14 protein-coding genes are annotated in these 18,456 nt (G+C 67.4%); 5 read left to right on the top strand and 9 right to left on the bottom strand.

Features of this window, described 5'->3' with window-relative positions:
* Window positions 1–13: 13 nt before the first annotated feature.
* Window positions 14–313 (bottom strand): hypothetical protein, encoded by a 300-nt coding sequence (locus tag ASF61_RS08780; protein ID WP_156369505.1) that lies wholly within the window; start codon window positions 311–313, stop codon window positions 14–16.
* 224 nt (window positions 314–537) lie between these two features.
* Window positions 538–1,284 (bottom strand): SDR family oxidoreductase, encoded by a 747-nt coding sequence (locus tag ASF61_RS08775; protein ID WP_056154093.1) that lies wholly within the window; start codon window positions 1,282–1,284, stop codon window positions 538–540.
* A 123-nt stretch (window positions 1,285–1,407) separates the two neighbouring features.
* Here ASF61_RS08775 and ASF61_RS08770 point away from each other — a divergent pair, with 123 nt between their 5' ends.
* Both ASF61_RS08770 and ASF61_RS08765 read left to right on the top strand, forming a co-directional pair.
* Entirely contained in the window at window positions 1,408–2,289 is an 882-nt protein-coding gene (locus tag ASF61_RS08770; RefSeq protein ID WP_056154090.1) for a LysR family transcriptional regulator, read from the top strand.
* A 163-nt stretch (window positions 2,290–2,452) separates the two neighbouring features.
* Window positions 2,453–4,210, top strand: coding sequence for a methyl-accepting chemotaxis protein (locus tag ASF61_RS08765; protein ID WP_082491377.1), 1,758 nt, complete (start codon window positions 2,453–2,455; stop codon window positions 4,208–4,210).
* Window positions 4,211–4,372: 162 nt separating this feature from the next.
* Here the strand turns inward: ASF61_RS08765 and ASF61_RS08760 are convergent, their stop codons facing one another.
* Window positions 4,373–6,232, bottom strand: a complete 1,860-nt coding sequence (locus tag ASF61_RS08760; protein WP_056154087.1) for a sigma-54-dependent Fis family transcriptional regulator — start codon at window positions 6,230–6,232, stop codon at window positions 4,373–4,375.
* A 263-nt stretch (window positions 6,233–6,495) separates the two neighbouring features.
* On the opposite strand from ASF61_RS08760, the gene ASF61_RS08755 reads away from it, so the two are divergent.
* Together ASF61_RS08755 and ASF61_RS08750 are read left to right on the top strand one after the other, a co-directional pair.
* Window positions 6,496–7,992, top strand: a complete 1,497-nt coding sequence (locus tag ASF61_RS08755; protein WP_082491375.1) for a benzaldehyde dehydrogenase — start codon at window positions 6,496–6,498, stop codon at window positions 7,990–7,992.
* A gap of 9 nt (window positions 7,993–8,001) precedes the next feature.
* On the top strand, window positions 8,002–8,769 hold the full coding sequence (locus ASF61_RS08750) for a coniferyl-alcohol dehydrogenase (protein WP_056154084.1): 768 nt from the start codon (window positions 8,002–8,004) through the stop codon (window positions 8,767–8,769).
* A 125-nt stretch (window positions 8,770–8,894) separates the two neighbouring features.
* On the opposite strand, the gene ASF61_RS08745 is transcribed toward ASF61_RS08750, so the two are convergent.
* Complete coding sequence (locus ASF61_RS08745) at window positions 8,895–9,854, bottom strand: AraC family transcriptional regulator (RefSeq protein ID WP_056154081.1); 960 nt, start codon at window positions 9,852–9,854, stop codon at window positions 8,895–8,897.
* A 96-nt stretch (window positions 9,855–9,950) separates the two neighbouring features.
* Here ASF61_RS08745 and ASF61_RS08740 point away from each other — a divergent pair, with 96 nt between their 5' ends.
* Entirely contained in the window at window positions 9,951–10,586 is a 636-nt protein-coding gene (locus ASF61_RS08740) for a DUF2306 domain-containing protein (RefSeq protein WP_056154078.1), read from the top strand.
* 6 nt (window positions 10,587–10,592) lie between these two features.
* On the opposite strand, the gene ASF61_RS08735 is transcribed toward ASF61_RS08740, so the two are convergent.
* From ASF61_RS08735 to ASF61_RS08715, 5 genes are all read right to left on the bottom strand, one after another.
* Window positions 10,593–12,209: a methyl-accepting chemotaxis protein gene (locus ASF61_RS08735; RefSeq protein WP_056154076.1), complete on the bottom strand. Its 1,617-nt coding sequence runs from the start codon at window positions 12,207–12,209 to the stop codon at window positions 10,593–10,595.
* Window positions 12,210–12,391: 182 nt separating this feature from the next.
* Entirely contained in the window at window positions 12,392–14,404 is a 2,013-nt protein-coding gene (locus tag ASF61_RS08730; protein ID WP_162241980.1) for a protease pro-enzyme activation domain-containing protein, read from the bottom strand.
* Between the two features lie 207 nt (window positions 14,405–14,611).
* Complete coding sequence (locus ASF61_RS08725; protein WP_156369504.1) at window positions 14,612–14,911, bottom strand: hypothetical protein; 300 nt, start codon at window positions 14,909–14,911, stop codon at window positions 14,612–14,614.
* 200 nt (window positions 14,912–15,111) lie between these two features.
* Entirely contained in the window at window positions 15,112–17,013 is a 1,902-nt protein-coding gene (locus ASF61_RS08720) for a CocE/NonD family hydrolase (protein ID WP_056154065.1), read from the bottom strand.
* Between the two features lie 76 nt (window positions 17,014–17,089).
* A complete protein-coding gene (locus ASF61_RS08715; RefSeq protein WP_056154062.1) occupies window positions 17,090–17,554 on the bottom strand; it encodes a hypothetical protein in 465 nt (154 codons plus the stop codon).
* Between the last annotated feature and the right edge of the window lie 902 nt (window positions 17,555–18,456).

The following is an 18,456-nucleotide window of genomic DNA, read 5'->3' as shown; positions in this document are numbered from 1 at the left end:
GCGCGATGGTGAATCAGGGTTTAGGCAGACTGGTTGCGGGATCGACCGCCGAAAAATTATCGACATAGCTGACGAACATCGCCGCCTCGCCGGACGGCAGGTCGCTGCCGCAGGCGCTGGCCGGCGCCAGCGGCGGCGGTGGCAGCGTCGGTGCGATGCGGGTCACGGCCATGCCGAGCAGCACGCGCTGCACGACGCTCTCCGGCAAGCCGCACCGGGCCATGTACGCGGTCGCATCCTCGGGACCCAGCATGTCCCGGAAAACGATCGCAACATCGACCTGCTGCGCCATCATGTGGTCAGTTCTTCGCATCTTGTTCCGCCAAATTTCGTCCAGGTGACTGGCACCCTCCCTGCCGCCGTGTTGACCGGGCGGCGTAAGCCGATGACATTTGACTACTGTTATTGGCATACTTTCCATATGATAACAGTAAAGATAAGTTCTTGCGAGAAACTACCGTGCTACCGGACACGCCTCCACCGCGCACCGTTGCTGGCCGGAGACGCCGGCGTGCTGCGCAACGACCGGCGATCCGATCAGCTGTACTGCGCCAGCATCTGCAAGGCCTGATCGAACTGGCCCTTGGCCTCGGCCTCGCGGAAGTAGCGCACCCGTTCCACGCAGACCTCGGCCGGGGTGGGATCGGCCTGCAGCAGGGCCAGCACTTCGTCGACAAAGGCTGCCAGCGGCATGCTGTCCGGGTCTTGCGACTGGCCGGGCGTGAGCTCGGTCTGGACCTGCGGCGGCACGATCTCGATCACTTCCACTTTGCCCGCCAGTAGCGGGCGCAGCGCAGCCGTATAGGAATGGATGGCGGCCTTGCTGGCGCTGTAGGTCGGGGCGCCCGGCAGCGGCACGAAGGCCAGCCCGGACGAGACGTTGATGATCGCCGCGCCAGCCTGCCGCGAGAGGTGGTCCACCAGCGCGTCGATCATGCGGATCGGCCCGAGCACATTGGTGGCGATCATGCGCTGCGCAGCGCCGAGGTCGCGCTGCGCGGTCGGCTTTTCGGCACTGTACACGCCGGCGTTGTTGACCAGTACGTTCAACGACGGGTGGTCGGCCACGACCTGGCGCGCGAACGCGGCCACGTCATCGTCCGCCGTGACGTCGAGCACATAGGCCGACATGCGGGGGCGCCCTGCGATGGCGGCGTCGAGCGCCTGCCGGCGGCGGCCGGTGATGATGACGTGGTTGCCGGCGTCGTGCCAGCGGTGTGCGAGGGCCTGGCCGATGCCCGAGCCGCCGCCCGTGATCAGGATGGTGTTGCCAGTGTGTTGCATAGCTTGTCTCCGGGGGTTGGCGATGCCGGTGCCGGCATCGGCGCTGGCCGTGATCGTAAGGGATCGGCCCGCTGCTGCACAGCTGCTAAGATCGGGACACCGTGTCTCAAAACTGGAACGACGATGGACCTTGCAGCAGTCACAGATTTCAACCTGGTCGCCAGGCATGGCGGCTTCGGCGCCGCCAGCCGCGTGGCAGCGACGCCGAAAGCCACGCTGTCGCGCCGCGTGCGCGAGCTCGAGGAAAGCCTCGGCGTGCGCCTGATCGAGCGCGGTGTGCGGCCGCTGCGGCTCACCGACGAAGGTGCGGCGCTGTATGCGCGCACCGAGGAACCGTTCGGCGCCATCGCCGACACCCTGCGCGATATCCGGGCCGGATTGAACCGGCCCAGCGGCCTGCTGCGCATCAGCGCACCGCTGCTGTTTGCCAACATGTCGCTGGGGCCGCTGGCCGCTGCCTTCCTGGCAGCCTATCCCGAGGTGCTGCTCGAAGTGACCACCGACGACGGCTTCGTCGACCTGCGCGACGGCACCGTGGACGTGGTCATCCGCGCTAACCCGCGCCCCGACGACGACCTGGTCGGCCGCTGCTTTCTCACCAACCCGCTGGTGCTGGTGGCGCCGCCCGGCCTGGCGCGTCCGGCCGAGATACACCAGCCCTTCCCTGCCGTGATGCGCACCGGGATGGTCGATGGCGAGACCTGGACCATCGTCGACGCCATCGACGGCGCCATTCGCCCCTACCGTCCGCAGGCGGTGCTGCGGCTGTCGTCGCCGCTGTCGATCCGTGACGCCGTGGTGGCCGGCGCCGGCGCGGCCATGGTGCCGGTGGCGATCGTGGCCGACGAACTGGCCGCCGGCCGCCTGGTGCAATGGGGCGCGTGCACCCGGCCGCCGGTGGAGGTGTGGGTGCTGCACGCCTCGCGACGGCTGGTGAGCACCAAGGTGCGCGTGTTCGTCAGTTTTATCTGCGACTATTTCGCAAAGCGGACCCAGCTGGATTGACCGGCTACCCGGTGTTGTTTGCCGATCTCAAGATGCAGTGTGCGCTGGTTTTCCATGCGCAACCCACGTCATAATCGATATGGCCCTGGCATGCAGTCCGCATGCCTACGAGCTTGCAGAACAATATCGACATACGATCGAACAAACACTTTGGGAGGCAGCAATGACGTTAGCGAATATGCGGATCGGCTTGCGGTTGGGCGTGGGTTTTGGCGTGGTATGCCTGTTGCTGCTGGTGATGGTCGTGCTGAGCAATACCATGATGGCGCGTATCAACGCCGGTACTGACGAGATCGTTCACGACCGGATGCCGAAAATCGAGGCCACCACCCAGCTGATGGCCGGGGTCAACGAGATCGCGATCTCGCTGCGCAACATCATGCTCAGCGACGATGCTGCAGACCGCAAGGCCCAGACCGAGCGCATCATGGCGACGCGGCAGTCGAACCAGCAGGCGCTCGACATGCTCGAGCGCACCATCCGCGATCCGCGCGCGCGCGAACTGCTCACGCAAATCAAGGGCCATATCGGCCGCTATCGTCCGGGCCAGGACCGCATCATCGCCTACATGCAGGCCGACCGGCTCGGCGACGCCCGCGCCTACCTGGCCAGCGAGCTGCGGCCGATACTTACCGATCTCAAGCAGACAGTCAACGCGCTGGCAGCGCGCCAGAAAGAGCTGAGCGGCAAAACCGCCGACGCTGCCGAGGCCACTTTCCGCCAGAGCCAGCTCCAGTCGTGGGGCCTGGGTGCGCTGGCGATCGCGTTCGCAGCTGCCGTGGCATGGTGGATCACGACCTCGATCACGCGCCCAGCCAACCGTGCGCTGAGCATCGCCCGCACCGTCGCCAGCGGCGACCTCACCAGCCAGATCCACAGCGACAGCAACGATGAAATGGGCCAGCTGCTGCAAGCCCTGAAGGCGATGAACGACAACCTGGCCGCCACGGTCGGCACGGTGCGCACCGGCACGGACACCATCGCGACCGCCGCGCTGGAGGTGGCGTCGGGCAGCCTGGACCTGTCGTCGCGCACCGAGCAGCAGGCCAGCTCGCTGGAAGAAACCGCCTCGTCGATGGAGCAGCTGACCTCGACCACCCGGCAGAACGCCGAGAATGCGCGCCAGGCCAACGCGCTGGCGCGCAGCGCCTCGGAAGTGGCTGCGCGCGGCGGCCAGGTGATCGACCAGGTGACCGGCACCATGAACGATATCAACGCATCGTCGGCGCGGATCACCGACATCATCAGCGTCATCGACGGCATCGCGTTCCAGACCAACATCCTCGCACTGAACGCGGCGGTGGAGGCGGCGCGCGCCGGCGAAGACGGGCGCGGCTTCGCGGTGGTGGCGTCGGAGGTGCGCAACCTGGCCCAGCGGTCGGCATCGGCCGCGCGCGAAATCAAGGAGCTGATCGACGCGTCCACGGCCAAGGTGGCCAGCGGCAGCGAGCTGGTCAATACTGCCAGCCAGACCATGCGCGACATCGTCGACAGCGTGCAGCGGGTGACCGACATCATGGCCGAGATGTCGTCGGCCAGCGCCGAACAGAGCGCCGGCATCGAGCAGATCAACCAGGCCGTGATGCAGATGGATGCCGTGACCCAGCAGAATGCGGCGCTGGTCGAGCAGTCGGCTGCCGCGTCGGAATCGATGCAGGAACAGGCGGCGACGCTGGCCCAGGCAGTGGCCGTGTTCCGTCTGCACGGCGACACCGCCCAGGCGCACACCCCGGCGCCAGCACGGCCCACGACGGCGCCTAAACCCGCGGGCAAGGCGATGGTAGCGCTGCCGCGCCAGCAGCGGGCGCCGACAAAACCGGCCGCATCCGCAACAGCGGCGGCGCCATCAGCCGCAGCGAAGCCAGCCAGGCCGCAGCAGGCCGGCGTCACCCAGGGAGCCGGCGAGTGGGAAGAGTTCTGATGCCGGCGACCGCAGTCTGACGGTCGGTTTTACTGCCGGGTGGCAGTAACAGTGGTGGCGGTGGCGGAAGCGGTGGCGGTGGCGGCAGCGGCAGCGACAGCAATGCCAGCAGCGCCAGCAGCGGCAACACTGCCGCCAGCCCGCCATCGCCGCGCGCACCGCTCAGGGCGTCAGCTTCTTCATCCGGTACGACAGCTGCGGCCGCGTCAGTCCGAGCATGCGTGCCGCTGCCGACAGGTTACCGTCGGCGCGCTTGACGGCCGCCAGGATCAGCGTGTTTTCTAGCGTATCGAGCGACCAGTTCTGCGCATCGCCAAGCATGGCCGGCAGTGCGTCGAGCAAGTCGATGCGGACAGCAGCGGTGGGCCCTGCGCCTGATGCCGCAGCAGGTAGCCCTGCCGACGTTGCCGGCGCAGCCGCCGCGCCACCGCCCGCGCGGTCCCCTGCGCCGGTCGGGCGCCCGCTCTGCGCCAGCGAACAATACGCGGCCTGCGATTCCTCGCCGCTGGTAAACAGGTGCGCTACATCGATCGGGCCATCTTCGTCGGCGCAGATGACGCCGCGCTCGACCAGGTTCTGCAGCTCGCGGATATTGCCAGGGAACGCGTAGTTGAGCAGCGCATCGACCGAGCGCGCCGTAAAGCCGGTCAGGCGGCGCTGGTGTTTCTGCCCGTAGTGGCGCATGAAGTAGCCCATCAGCAGCGGGATGTCGTCGCGGCGGTCGCGCAGCGGCGGCAGGTGGATCGGAAACACGTTCAGGCGGAAGAACAGGTCTTCGCGAAAGCGTCCCTGGCGGATTTCCTCGCGCAGATCGACATTGGTGGCCGCCACCAGCCGCACATCGACGCGCTGGCTGCGCACCCCGCCCACGCGCTCGATCTCGCCTTCCTGCAGCGCGCGCAGCAGCTTGCCCTGGGCGACCAGGCTCAGGGTTGCGATCTCGTCGAGGAACAACGTGCCGCCGCTGGCGCGCTCGAAGCGCCCCGGGCGCGACACGGTGGCGCCGGTGAATGCGCCGCGCTCGACGCCGAACAGTTCCGATTCGATCAGTGTCTCCGGTATCGCCGCACAGTTGACCGCCACGAAAGGCCGGTCCCTGCGCTGGCCGATCTGGTGCAGCATATGGGCAAACAGCTCCTTGCCCACGCCCGATTCGCCCGTAAACAGTACCGTGGCCGTAGTCGGGGCGACGCGCCTGAGCATGTGGCAGGCGGCGTTAAAGGCAGGCGACACGCCCACCATTTCCTTGTCGGCGTAAGGACGCCCGTCGTCGCCTGCGAGGACGGCGGCCTGGCGCCGGGCCTGCGGTTCGCTGTAGGCCGTGGTGCTCACGAACGCTTCCGCATTCAGGAAGCGCAGATCCTCTTCCACGTGGTCCCATTCGTCGGCCGGCTTGCCCACCAAGCGGCAGTGCTGGTGGCCCATCGCGCAGCATTCGACTTCGCGGTAGATGGTCAGGCGGCCGATCATGGCGCTGGTGTAGCCGATCGCATACCCGGTCTGCATCCAGCACGCGGGCCCGCTGCCGGTGCCGAAATCGGCGACGTGGACTTCGCCCTCGCCCGAGTGGTGCCACAGGAATTCGCCACGATAGGTGCCCAGCGCCTGGTCGAATTCGAAGTGCAGCGCTTCCACCCTGGCCGCCCCCTCGAGCGAATGCATGCGCGGACCGGCCGAGAACAGCGCCGCCGGATCGGCATCGGGCCAGCGCTCGCGCAGCAGCTGGGCGTCGCGCGCGCCGGCCGTGTAGCCGACCCGCGTCAGCAGGCCGCGGGTGCGCTCGGCACCGATGCTCTCGATCAGTTCGCGCCGCAGCGAACCGAGCGACGACAGGTGCAGCAGCTGCATGCGCTGGCCGTTGAGCCAGATGCGGCCGTCGCCCGGCGAGAAATGCAGGCTCCCGGTGATGTCGTCGAGCGTGGGCGCCGCGCCCTCGTCCAGGTGCGCGCTGTCGCCCCGGTGCAGCATCTTGCCGCTGGACCTGGCCAGCTCCGCCAGCGAAATGCGGTCACGCTCGTTCATGTCTCCTCCGTCCGGTTTGATCAAATCATACATCGGCACATCGCAAGGTTGATGATTTGATGAAGCGGGCCGCCGCGCACGCGTTTGCTGCGCCGCGCCAGCGACATGCCGCAGCGTTCACCGGCGCGCCCGTGAGGAGGCCCATGCTGCGATGCATCAGCGCCGGCCGGCGCTGCCGGCCCGCGAACCTGGCACGCAACTTGTAAGAGAACCGGCACAAGCGGCAGACCATCGACTGCCCGTTCCTCAACCAAGGAGACGACATGACCGAGACCAGTGATCGCGCCGGCGCCAGTGCCGGCAAGCCCTTCCTCGACCCCGCCACCTGGCGCGGCCGGATCTTCAACGGCGCCTGGGTCGCCGCCCAGGGCGGCACGCACACCTTGACCGAGCCGGCCACCGGCGAGCAGCTGGGCGTGACCGGCATGGCCAATGCGGCCGACGTGCTGACGGCAGGCGTGCAGGCGCGCGCGGCGCAAACGGCTTGGGCGGCGTCCGACTACAAGGCGCGCGCCGACATCTTCCGCCGCGCTGCCGACCTGGTGGCACAGCACCACGACGAGCTGGCCACGTGGATCATGCGCGAGACGGGCGCCATCCGCGCCAAGGCCGACCTCGAACTGCGCGAGGCGATGGCCCACCTGCACGAAGCGGCAGCCATGCTGCGGCAACCGAGGGGGCAGCTGCTGGCGTCCGCCAGCGGCACCATGAGCATCGCCCGCCGCGTGCCGCACGGCGTGGTGGGCGTGATCTCGCCGTTCAATTTTCCGCTGATCCTGTCGATCCGTTCGATCGCGCCGGCGCTGGCCACCGGCAACGCCGTGGTGCACAAGCCGGACCTGCAAACGCCGGTCAGCGGCGGCGTCCTGATCGCCCGCATCTTCGAAGCGGCGGGCCTGCCTGCCGGCGTGCTGCACGTGCTGCCGGGCGGCGTCGAGGCCGGCCAGGCCCTGTGCAGCGCCCCCGCCATCGGCATGATCGCCTTCACCGGATCGACTGCGGCCGGTCACAGCGTGGGCGAACTGGCCGGCCGGCACCTGAAGAAGATGTCGCTGGAACTGGGCGGCAAGAACGCACTGATCATCCTCGACGATGCCGACCCCGAGATCGCCGCCGCCAACGCCGCCTGGGCCACCTTTTTGCACCAGGGCCAGATCTGCATGTGCGCCGGCCGCGTGCTGCTCCAGCGCGGCATCGCCGACGCCGTCATCGCGCGCCTGGTGGAAAAGGCGCGCCGGCTGCCGGTGGGCGACCCGATGGGCGGCAACGTGGCGCTGGGGCCGATGATCAATGCGCGCCAGGTGGCGCGCGTACACGCCATCGTCGAAGACAGCGTGGCCGCCGGCGCCACCCTGCTGGCCGGCGGCACCTTCGAGCAGCTGTTCTACCGGCCCACGGTGCTGACCGGCGCCCGCGCCGGCATGCGCTGCTTCGAGGAAGAGCTGTTCGGACCCGTCGCCTCGATCACCGTGTTCGATACCGACGACGAAGCGATTGCGCTTGCATCGGCCACCAGCGGCTGCCTGGCGCTGGGCGTGATCACGCCCGATATCGGCCGCGCCATGGCGATCGCCGACCGCGTGCCGTCCGGCCATGTCCACATCAACGACCAGACCGTGGTGGCGGAGGCGCATGCGCCGTTCGGCGGCGGCGGCACGTCCGGCAACGGCGGGCGGCACGGCGGCACCATCGACTGGGAAGAGTTCACGCAGACCCAGTGGCTCACCATCAAACCCGCGGCACCGCGCTATCCATTTTGAGGAGACCTCATGAAATTACGTAACAAGACCGTCGTTGTCACCGGCGCAGCCTCGGGCATCGGCGCCGAGGTGGCGCGCCTGGCGCGCTTCGAAGGCGCCACCGTGATCGGCATGGACCGCAACGCACCGGGGCTCACGCTCGATCGCTTCATCGCCGTGGACCTGAGCAGCACCGCCAGCATCGACGCCGCCATCGCCGCCCTGCCGCAGCGCGTGGACGCGCTGTGCAATATCGCCGGCGTGCCCGGCACCGCCAACCCGACGCTGCTGGCGCAGGTGAACTACCTGGGCCTGCGCTACCTGACCACCGGCGTGCTGACGCGGCTGCCGGCCGGCGGCGCCATCGTCAACATCGCGTCCATTCTCGGCGCCGACTGGCCGCAGCGGCTGGACCTGCACAAGCAGCTGGCCGCCACCGAGGGCTTTGCGGCCGGCCAGGCCTGGCTCGACCAGCACCCGGTGCCGGACGACAGCTGCTACCAGTATTTCAAGGAGGCGCTGATCGTCTGGACCTACGTACAGTCGCAGAAATGGTTCCTCGAACGCTCGGTGCGCATGAACAGCGTGGCCCCGGGCCCCGTCTTCACGCCGATACTGGGCGACTTCGTGTCGATGCTGGGCCAGGAGCGCGTGCAGCGCGACGCCGGCCGCATGAAACGTCCGGCCTATGCCGATGAAGTGGCGTCGGTGGTGACGTTCCTGTGCAGCGACGATGCGCGCTGGATCAGCGGCGTCAACCTGCCGGTCGATGGCGGCCTTGCCTCCACCTTCATCTGACGTTGCCCTTGTGTCCGCAGTGCGGAAGCGCCGGCGGACCCACGAACCGGTGCCGGCCGCGCGCATCGGTCGGGATAGTGCACAGTGCACGGCAGTACCGGCCAGGTCGCTGTACTCCTGCCCCGCTACGACTGCCGAACCTTAGCCGCATCTTGACGCCCGCTGCGGGCGGTCGGCGCGGGCGCCGCTGCGGCGCGGTACCGGCGCGGCGAGCTGTCCATCACGCGCTTGAAGGCGGCGCCGAAAGCGCTTTCCGATTCATAGCCGACCGAGGCGGCAATGTCGGCCAGCGCGCGGCTGGAACCGGTGAGCCTGTCCGCGGCCAGCACCATGCGCCAGCGGGTCAGGTAGGCGATCGGCGTGTCGCCGGTCACCCGCTCGAAGTGGGCCGCAAAGCTCGACCGCGACATGCCGGCGACGGCCGCCAGATCGCGCAGCGTCCAGCGCCGGGCCACATCGGCATGCATGGCGCTCAGGGCGCGCCGCAGGGTGGGCATGCCCAGCGCAGCGAGCCAGCCCTGGCTGCCTTCCCCGCTTTCCAGGTGGGCGCGCAATGCCTCGACCAGCAGCGCCTGGGCCAGGTGACTGGCGATCAGGTCGCTGCCCGGGCGCGGTGTGCGCAGTTCGTCCATCAGGCGTTGAACCCCGGCGCGCAGCGCGGTCTTGCTGCTGGCCGAGCGCACGTGTACCACGGCCGGCACGGCCGCCAGCAGGCTGGCCGCATGCCACCCCTGCAAGCCGAAAAAGCCGCCGATGCCTCGGCAGTCGCCGCCGCCGTTGAGGACGGCGACTTCGCCCGGCGGCACGCCGGACAGAAAGGCCGCAGCGTCGCGCCGTGGCGCGGCCTGGTGCGAATACAGCTCAACTTCACCGCCGCTGCTGAGCAGCACCACGTCGCCGGCAGCGAGCCGCAGCGGCGCCGGCGCCGACGCCAGCTGCAGCCAGCAGCTGCCGGTTTCGATCGCAAAACACAGCACGCCATCGGCAGCAGCAAAGGCAAGCGCCCAGTCGCCGCCGGCGTCGATACCGCGAAAGCCGTAGCCGGCAGGTTTCATCAGGGTCAGCAGGTCGGACAGAGGATCCATGGATTTGGACGATGGCGATGAATATTGCGACGATTAGCGGTGGATGGTCCGGAAATTGACGCCTATAGTAACGCCAAACATCACCGGACCACCACCATGACTGCCCAAATTCACCCCGCACCCGGCCACCACCTGCGCACCTGGCCGCGCCGCGCCTGGCGCGCGATGACTTTGCTCGCCACGATCGTCGCGCTGGTGTCGTTTCGCTACCTGTTCGGCAAGGGGCCGGTGCCACCCAACCTGCCGCTAAACCCGTATTTTCACCCGTGGCTGGTCATCCATGCAACGGGCGCCGCCACGGCGCTCCTGGTGGGGTCGCTGCAGTTCCTGCCGTCGCTGCGCCAGCGCCTGCCGGCCGTGCACCGCGCGGTGGGCCGCGTGTATGTGGCGGCCTGCCTGGTCGGGGGCGTGTCGGCGCTGGTGCTGGCGCCCGGTGTGTCGGCCGGCCCGGTCGCCGGCGCCGGCTTCGGCGCGCTCGGTATCGCCTGGCTGGTGACGACCGCTATCGCCGTCCGCCGCATCGTGGCCGGCGACGTGGCAGCGCACCGGCGCTGGATGGTACGGTCGTTCGCCCTCACCCTGGCGGCCGTCGCGCTGCGGCTCTACCTGCCGCTGTCGAGCGTGCTGGGCGTCGAGTTCCTGCTCGCCTACCGCGTCATTGCCTGGCTGTGCTGGGTGCCGAACCTGCTGCTGGCGCAGTGGTACCTGGCGCGCCGCACGCAGCCATCCTGAACCGGATCAACCGGGCAGCGCCAGCCGCGACATCGACCGCGGCGCCGGCAACGCGGTTTCCGCCGCCGACAGCTTGAAGATGCTGACCGCCTGCGACAGGTGCTGCGCCTGGTCCTGCATGCTCAGCGCCGCAGCGGCCGCTTCCTCCACCAGTGCCGCATTCTGCTGGGTGACGCCGTCGAGCTGACGGATGGCGTCGCTGATCTGGGCGATGCCGTCGGTCTGCTCCTGGCTGGCGGCGCTGATGTCGCTGATCAGATCGGTCACGTGGCGCACGCTGTCGACCACTTCCTGCATCGTGATGCCGGCCTGGCTGACCAGCTGCGCGCCGGTATCGACGCTGTGGACCGAATCGTCGATCAGGTGCTTGATTTCCTTGGCGGCGGCAGACGCGCGCTGCGCCAGGTTGCGCACCTCGGAGGCGACCACCGCGAAGCCGCGTCCCTGCTCGCCGGCGCGCGCCGCCTCCACCGCAGCGTTCAGCGCCAGGATGTTGGTCTGGAAGGCGATGCCGTCGATGACGCCGATGATGTCGACGATCTTCTTCGACGAATCGTTGATGGCGCCCATGGTATCGACCACCTGCGAGACCACTGCACCGCCGCGCAGCGCCACGTCGGACGCCGACAGCGCAAGCTGCTGCGCCTGACGCGCGTTGCCGGCGTTGTGCTTGACTGCCTGGGCCAGCGCCTCGATCGACGACGTGGTCTGCTCCAGTGCCGACGCTTGCGCTTCGGTGCGGGCGGACAGGTCCTGGTTGCCGGAGGCGATCTGCGCCGAGGCGCTGGCGATGGTGCCGGTCCCGCTGCGGATCTGGCCGACGATATCGACCAGCCCCCCTTGCATGGTCTTCATTGCCGCCAGCAGGCTGCCCTGGTCGCGCCCTGCGACCCGGATGCTGATGCCGAGATTGCCGGCGGCGATGCTGGACGCGATGGCCGCCGCATCGCCGGGCTCGCCGCCCATCTGCCCGATCAGGCTGCGCGCCAGCGCGTACGACACGGCCGCCGCCAGTCCGACCGACGCCAGCAGGATGGCAAGCATGATGGCCGAGGACGAGGCGATCTCGGCCCTGGCGCCTGCTTCGTCGTCCGCATTGAGCTTGGTGGCGCGCTCCACCAGTGCGTTGATCGCGCTGCGGTGCTGCGCGTAGTGCTGCTTCATCAGCGCCATTGCCGCCTCAGCGGCAGCGGTGTCGTTCTTTTCCAGCGCCGGCACCAGCTGCGCGAACGCGACCTGGTAGAACGCCTGCGCCGGCTTGTCGGCGCCCTTGACCAGCATGTCCTTGGTCTCGGCGTCCAGCGGCTGGCCAGTCCAGTAATCGTGGCGGGTGTCGTAGTCCTTCTTGAGCGCCCTGAGATTGTCGATCAGCGGTGCACGCTCGGCAGGCGGCGCGCTGGTGGCCTGCAGCGCCACCAGGTACGATTCGATGATGTATTCGGGAGGCGGCAGGATGTCGGCAATCAGGTCCTTGCCCTGCACCACCTGCTCGTAGATCGGGCCGTTGACCTTGACCCGGTTCAGCACATAAAACGACCAGCTGCCGTACAGGGCGAAGCCGGCAATGATTATTCCCATCAGTACAGCGAAGCGATGGGCCAGCTTCATGTCAAACAGCCTCATAATTTTTCCTCACATCAATAATCCGGTGAGTATACGAGGCAAAGCCGAAAAATCCTTGCACTATGATACTAGTAGAATATTTTTTCTAAAAAAGAGTGAGAAACACCACATAAGTTGTTGAAAATAAAGGTAATTTGACAATATTGCCCGGGCCTGGAAGCGCCCGGGCAGACAACATTGCCTTATTTATAGCCGGCGACAAGCGAGACGCCGCTCGATGCCTTGAAGCCATACACCAGCACGTAGTACGTGCCGGCCGTCGGCGCCGACAGCGTGATGCTTTCGCTGGTCGTGGTGCCGTCCGACTTCTGCAGGTACGAGCTGGTGGTCGGCGCCGAGCCCAGCTTGACATACAGGTCGGTGTCGCCGCTGCCGCCCGAGGTCTTGAACGTCACGCTGGTGGCGCCCGACGGCACGGCAAAGGTATAGGTCTTGCTGCCGTTGGCCGCCACCGAGATGCCGGTCACCGCGACATTATTGGTCAGCGCATTCGATGCCGGTGGCGTCGTGCTGCCGCCACCGCCGGCCATCACGCTGGCGAAGTTGGCCACGTTCAGGCTGCCGTAGCCGCTGGCGTAGTCCCAGCCGCTGGCGGCGCTGTAGCCACCGTTTTTGCCGGAGACGATGTCATGGAACATGCCGGGATTGGCTGCTGCGCGGGCGTACAGATTCGACGACGGGAACGGCAGCGCATTGTTGTTCATCGACTGCACGCGCGCCCAGAAACCGGTAAACAGCGGTGCGGCCAGGCTGGTGCCGCCGATCTGCTGGGTGGCGCCCTTGACCAGCACCAGTGCACCGCTGGACGGGTCGGCGTTCAAGGCGATGTCCGGCGTGCCGCGCTTGGTCGAGCTGCCCAGCACCCCGGCGTTGAGCTGCCAGCTCGGCGCCGATTCGGTCAGGCTCGGTCCGCCGCCGGCGCCGCCGTTGTTGCTCTGCTGGCAGTCCGAACTGCCGGTGCAGGACCACACGGATTCGGACGTCCAGGTGGTGTTGCTGCCGCTGCCGCTGGTGCCGAGCAGCGTGCCGCCCACCGACACCACCCATGGCGACACCGACGGGTAGCTTTGCGAGGTGCTGCTGCCGCCGCACTCGTAGGCGCCCGAGTCGCCCGACGAGACGGCGAAGGTCTGGCCCTGGGCCACGGCGGCCTGGAAGATCTGGTCGTTACTGGCCATGATGCCGGAGTTCTTGGCGCTGGTTTCGCATTCGCCGAGCGAGACGTTGATGGTCTTGGCGACATTGTCGCTGACGGCGCGGTTGTAGGTGTCGGTCAGGTCGGCGTCGCTCAGGGTGCTGGCCGTGTACAGGATCATCTGCTTGATGGTGCCGCCGGCGGCAGCCAGCGCGTCCTGGGTGTCCATATTCCATTCGCCGACACCGGAGGTGTCGCTGCTGGCCGAGCCCACGGTCACGGTCTTGACGTTGACGGTCGGGTAGCCGGCGCGGCTGGTGAAGGTATTCAGGTCGGCGATGGTTTGCTGCATGCTGCCCTGGGTAATGATGCCGATGGTGGCGTTGACCGCGCTGGGCAGACCGTTGGCGTTATAGATCGCCGGGAATTCGGTCGGATTGTGGCCGGTGGTGGCCAGGGTCACGGCGGCCGGCTTGGCCATCGTGTGATAGGTGTGGACGGTCTGCAGACCGTGGACCGACATCACGGTGTCGCCGAGCGACTGCGGCACGGCGGCGTCGCTGACGTTGGCGTAGGCGGTACGGCCTTCGACGTTATAGGTGCGCATCTCCGTGTTGAAGGCGTTCTTGACGGAACCGGCGGTGCCGTCGGCGCTCACCAGCATGCGGTTGTCGGAAACCGTGATGTTGATGAAGCCGCTGCGTTGCAGGTGATCGACCACCTTTTGCACCTGCGCGGCCGTCGGCGCATAGCGTTCCATGAACTGCGCCTTGGTGAGCGGCTGGCCGCCGTGGCCGGCGACCATGGCGCTGGTGAAGGCGTCAAGGTCGGCCTTGTTGCGCAGCTTGAGCGCCACCACCACGTGGGTCGCGATGCCGGACTGCATCAGCGATTGCGCCTGAATCGTGGCGCCGGTGGCGCCGGTGACGACAGGCGCCTTGGTGGCCGTGGCGACCCAGGTTTCGGCGTGGGCCACGCCGGTCGTGGCAGCCAGCGCCAGCACGGCCAGGGAAGTCAGGGATGCCAGGGGCGACAGTTTCAGTTGCTCTTTCAAATTCATATGGTTCTCCGAGTTGATCAACATGATGCGCCGCGCCGATCGGTCACCGGTGCCGCGCGCTTGCAACTACCCCTGAAAAAAACGGGTGTGTTTTTTCAGGGCGACACGGATCTATCGGCCGCGCCGGGAGGAGCGGTCAAGGCGTGTCTATCTCGATGCGACATGCCGGTGGGCAGTCGCGTCGCTAATGGGGAAATGAAGGGAAGCTCAGACGGCGTGCGCCGGTGGCGCGTGGGACAGCGGGATCAGGAAGGTGGTGGACTGTGTGGTGGAGCTGAAGTGGGCAGAGCGCAGGTGGTAGACGGGACCAGGCAGCCGGGGCGCGACGGTCAGGTCGCCCGGCGGCGGCAACGACGGCGTATCGATGACCAGCTGGCAGGTGGGGCAATCGGCGTCGTCGTCGGCGATCGCATGCTGGTGCACGCCGGCGGCCAGCAGCTGGGCCAGGAAGACCAGCAGCACGGCCAGCATCGCCACCACCCGCAGAACGGGTGGCCTGGATTTCACGCTGCTGATGCTTTCGTCGGGTGACCGCATGCTGGTGTTTTTTCCTGGTAGCGGTGGCTAACCGCGCCACCATGAAAAAAATTATAGCAAGCAGCTTCAGCAATGGTTGCTTTTATTTCAGTTTTTTCGGCGCAGTGTTGTTTTCGGTAATGTGACGCCGGCAGCACAATGACGCTGTGCTGCCGGCCTGATACCAAATGTTATTTTGAAGGGAGTACCGGCAAGTCAATATAGCTTTGCGCGGACGCGTCGTGATGGATCACGTTGTCGGCCACCACGCCGGTCTTTTCGCTCTCGTTCGGCCCGCCCGTGTTGAGGTTGCGGACGAACTTGGGGAAGTTCGACGACGTCACTTCCACCCGGATGCGGTGGCCGGCCGCGAAACGGTTGGCGGTCGTCATCGGCGTGGGATGGATGGTGTAGACCTGGTCCGGCGTCATCATCGCCGGTTTGTCGTAGCCGTCGCGGTAGCGCGCGCGGAAGATGGTGTCGCCGATGATCAGGGCGGTGCCGTCGGGCGCCACGTCCACCAGCTTTACGGCGAAGTCGGTATCCCTGGCGCTGGACGATACCTTCAGCACTGCATCGACGAAGCCCACCACATCGACGGGCGCCGTCAGCGGCTCGCTGCTGTACACCAGCACGTCGTGGCGCGACTCGATCTGGCGCTGATCGAATGCGCCCGGGATCACCACGCCGCCGTTGCAGCAGTCGCCGCCGCCGATGGTCTGCACCGGGTTCATCGGATCATAGCGGTAGCGGTCGGCCGCTTCGGCAGCCGGCGGCGCCTGCTCGGCCAGGCGGCCGTCGCCGTACAGCGAATTGGCCCTGCCGCCGGAACGCAGGTACAGCCGCATCGGCCTGGCTTCCTGCGGCGGCCACTGGGCCGCGCTCTGCCAGCGATTGGCGCCCATCAGGTAGTACCGCACGCGCGGCGTGCTGGCGGGGAAGGCCTTGCGATCGTCCTTGAGCCAGCGGTCGAACCAGCCGTACACGGCGCCATCGACATCGAAGCTGGTGTCGCCCAGGTCGCGCTCGCCCACCACCGTGTTCGGTCCCAGTTTCGAGAACTGGCAGTGCGGCACCGGTGCGATCACCGCGTACTGGTTGGCGCTCGCTTGCTGGTCGGTGTTGGCCGCGCGCGCCATGTTGAACAGCTCCATGTTCGGGCCGATCGACACGTCATACCAGGTGTTGAACCACAGCGCCGGCACCCCCCAGCCCATGCCTTCGTGATACAGGCCGCCCTGCTGCCAGGCCGGATCGGCTGGCGTGCGGGCGATCAGCTGCTCGAACGTGGCCGGCGGCTCGCCAAGGTCGGCCAGCATGCGGTCCACCGGCAGGTGCCTGATCTGCTTGTTCCAGTCCACCTTCGGCTTGCTGGCATCGAGGTCGTTGTAGGCTTCGATGCGGGCGCGCAGTTTTTCATCGGTCAGCGTAGCCGGCAGTTCGGCGCGCAGCGGATTGTCCACCTCATACAGCCAGACGAAGAACAGGTTGCGCGGCACGCCGCCCGTGTACCAGTTGCCCTGTTCCTGGAAGCGCCCCACCTTGCCGATGCCGGCGCCGGCCGACATCGGCACCATGGCCGCGTGGGCCGGGTGGTTCATGCCGGCCAGCGCCAGCTGCCATTCTGCCGACGACGAGCAGCCCAGCGTGCCGACCTTGCCGTTCGACCAGGGCTGGCTGGCGATCCAGGTCAGCGCATCGTAGCCGTCCGTCTGCGGGTGGCCGAGGATTTCCCATTTACCTTGCGAGAAGTATCGGCCACGCTCGTTCTGCACGATGAAGGTGTAGCCGCGCTTGACCGACTCGAGCACGTAGCGCAGCGTCGGGCCACGCAGCTTGTGCTCGTTGTACGGTGTGCGCCACAGGATCACCGGCTGCCTGGCGGCCGGCTTTTTCGGCGTATAGATATCGGTGGACAGCGCCACGCCGTCGCGCATCGGCACCATCACGCCCAGGCGCGAGACGGCAATGCTGGCCAGCTCCGCTTCCTGCGCGGCGGGGCTGTACTTGCCATACTCCTGTGCGGCCGCCAGGGACGCAACATGGGACAGGGCCAGGGTGACGGCAACGAGTTTGACTGCACGTGGATTCACTGCTTACTCCTTCGGTGTGGGCGAAGTGTTGAGTATGCAATATTTGCAGCGGCCCCGGATTTTTTTGTCGCGGCTGTCAGCGCTCCGACGAAGGGGCCGTCAGGCGATCTGCCACTACGGCAGTGACCACGCTCTGCAGGACGTGGATGGCCCAGCGCTCGCCGGCCTTGCGCGGACCGGCCTGGACTTCGCCTTCGGTAATGCCGAGCACGGGCGCGATGGCGCCGATGTTGACTGCGTACAAGGCCGTGCCGTACAGGGCGCCGATGGCCACCGGCGACCAGGTCGGCGCCATGCGCCGCAGCTCCGGATAGACCGAGGCGAAGGCCGCCGATGCGCCCAGGTGATTGGTGAATTCCACCATGCTGGTGCCGGTGTCGCCGATCACCTTGCGCGAGCCGGTCACGTCGTCGATCCAGTCGACGGCGTCGCGGTCCAGGGTCTTGCTCAGCACGCCGGATTTGCGTCCCGCCACCATTACTGCCGTGGTAACCAGGCCGGCGATCAGTCCACCGACGATCGCTGCTTTTCGTTCTTGCATGGTGCTTCCTCCGATAAGTTGAACTTGATTGGGGTACTGGGGCGGCGCGTTCCGGCGCCAGACAATCGACCGCAACGCCGTGCTTCGGGCGTCCGCATGTAACCGGGCGCGCTGCCCGGCGCACTGCCGGCCGCCATGTCTGCAACGGTAATGCGCGCAGCAGTTCGAACAGCTTACCGTGCAAGACCGCCGTTCTTGGTTGGCTCACGTACAGAGCGGTCACGAAAGGGGCTGCTGTGCGTACCGGATCGCTGCACGCGCCCTGATCGGGCGCCGTTTGCCGCAACAGACGACGTCACCGGCGATCGCGCCTGCCTGACACTTGGCGTACCCGCGCAGCGATGATGGCGCGCACCGGCATCGCTGCATGGCGCGCCGGCGGCCAGGCGGCGCAAATCGCGACGCCTGCTGCGCGCGGTGCCGGCAGCGCGTCGGCCAGCGGGACTGCCTGCCGCCCCCGGCCTTTGGCGCCGACGGCCCACGCCGATTCGTGGCTGTGCCTGCGGGCGGCGCCAGCGACGCCAACAGAAAAACAGGCATGGTTACGGATAACGCGCGACGTGCTCGCAGCGGCTGCCCTGGCCCGCGGCAGGCACGCTGGCAGCCGGGTCACCCGCTGCGAGCGGGCGAGCGCGGTACCGGCGCCAGCGCATACGCCCGGACACGCGGCCTGCCGGTTTTCATCGGCGCGGCAGAACCTGCTGGTGTGGGCGACATCATTCACGATGCCACTGTGCCATTCGAATACCCGGAAGTAGCCATCGAGTTAGACCCGGAGCATCCGAACGCAGTCTCGAGCCGGCGCACTGCTGTCCCGGGCAGGCTCGCGCCAGAGTGGATCGCTGGCGCCCACCTGCCGTTCCCGGGTCTGGGACGCACCCAGCGCATCGGAGGCCATGCCT

It is taken from the genome of Duganella sp. Leaf126, from assembly GCF_001423125.1.
Classification (GTDB): Bacteria; Pseudomonadota; Gammaproteobacteria; order Burkholderiales; family Burkholderiaceae_D; genus Rugamonas.
The sequence above is the reverse complement of the archived record's forward strand: the minus strand, read 5'-3'. Positions and strand labels throughout refer to the sequence as shown.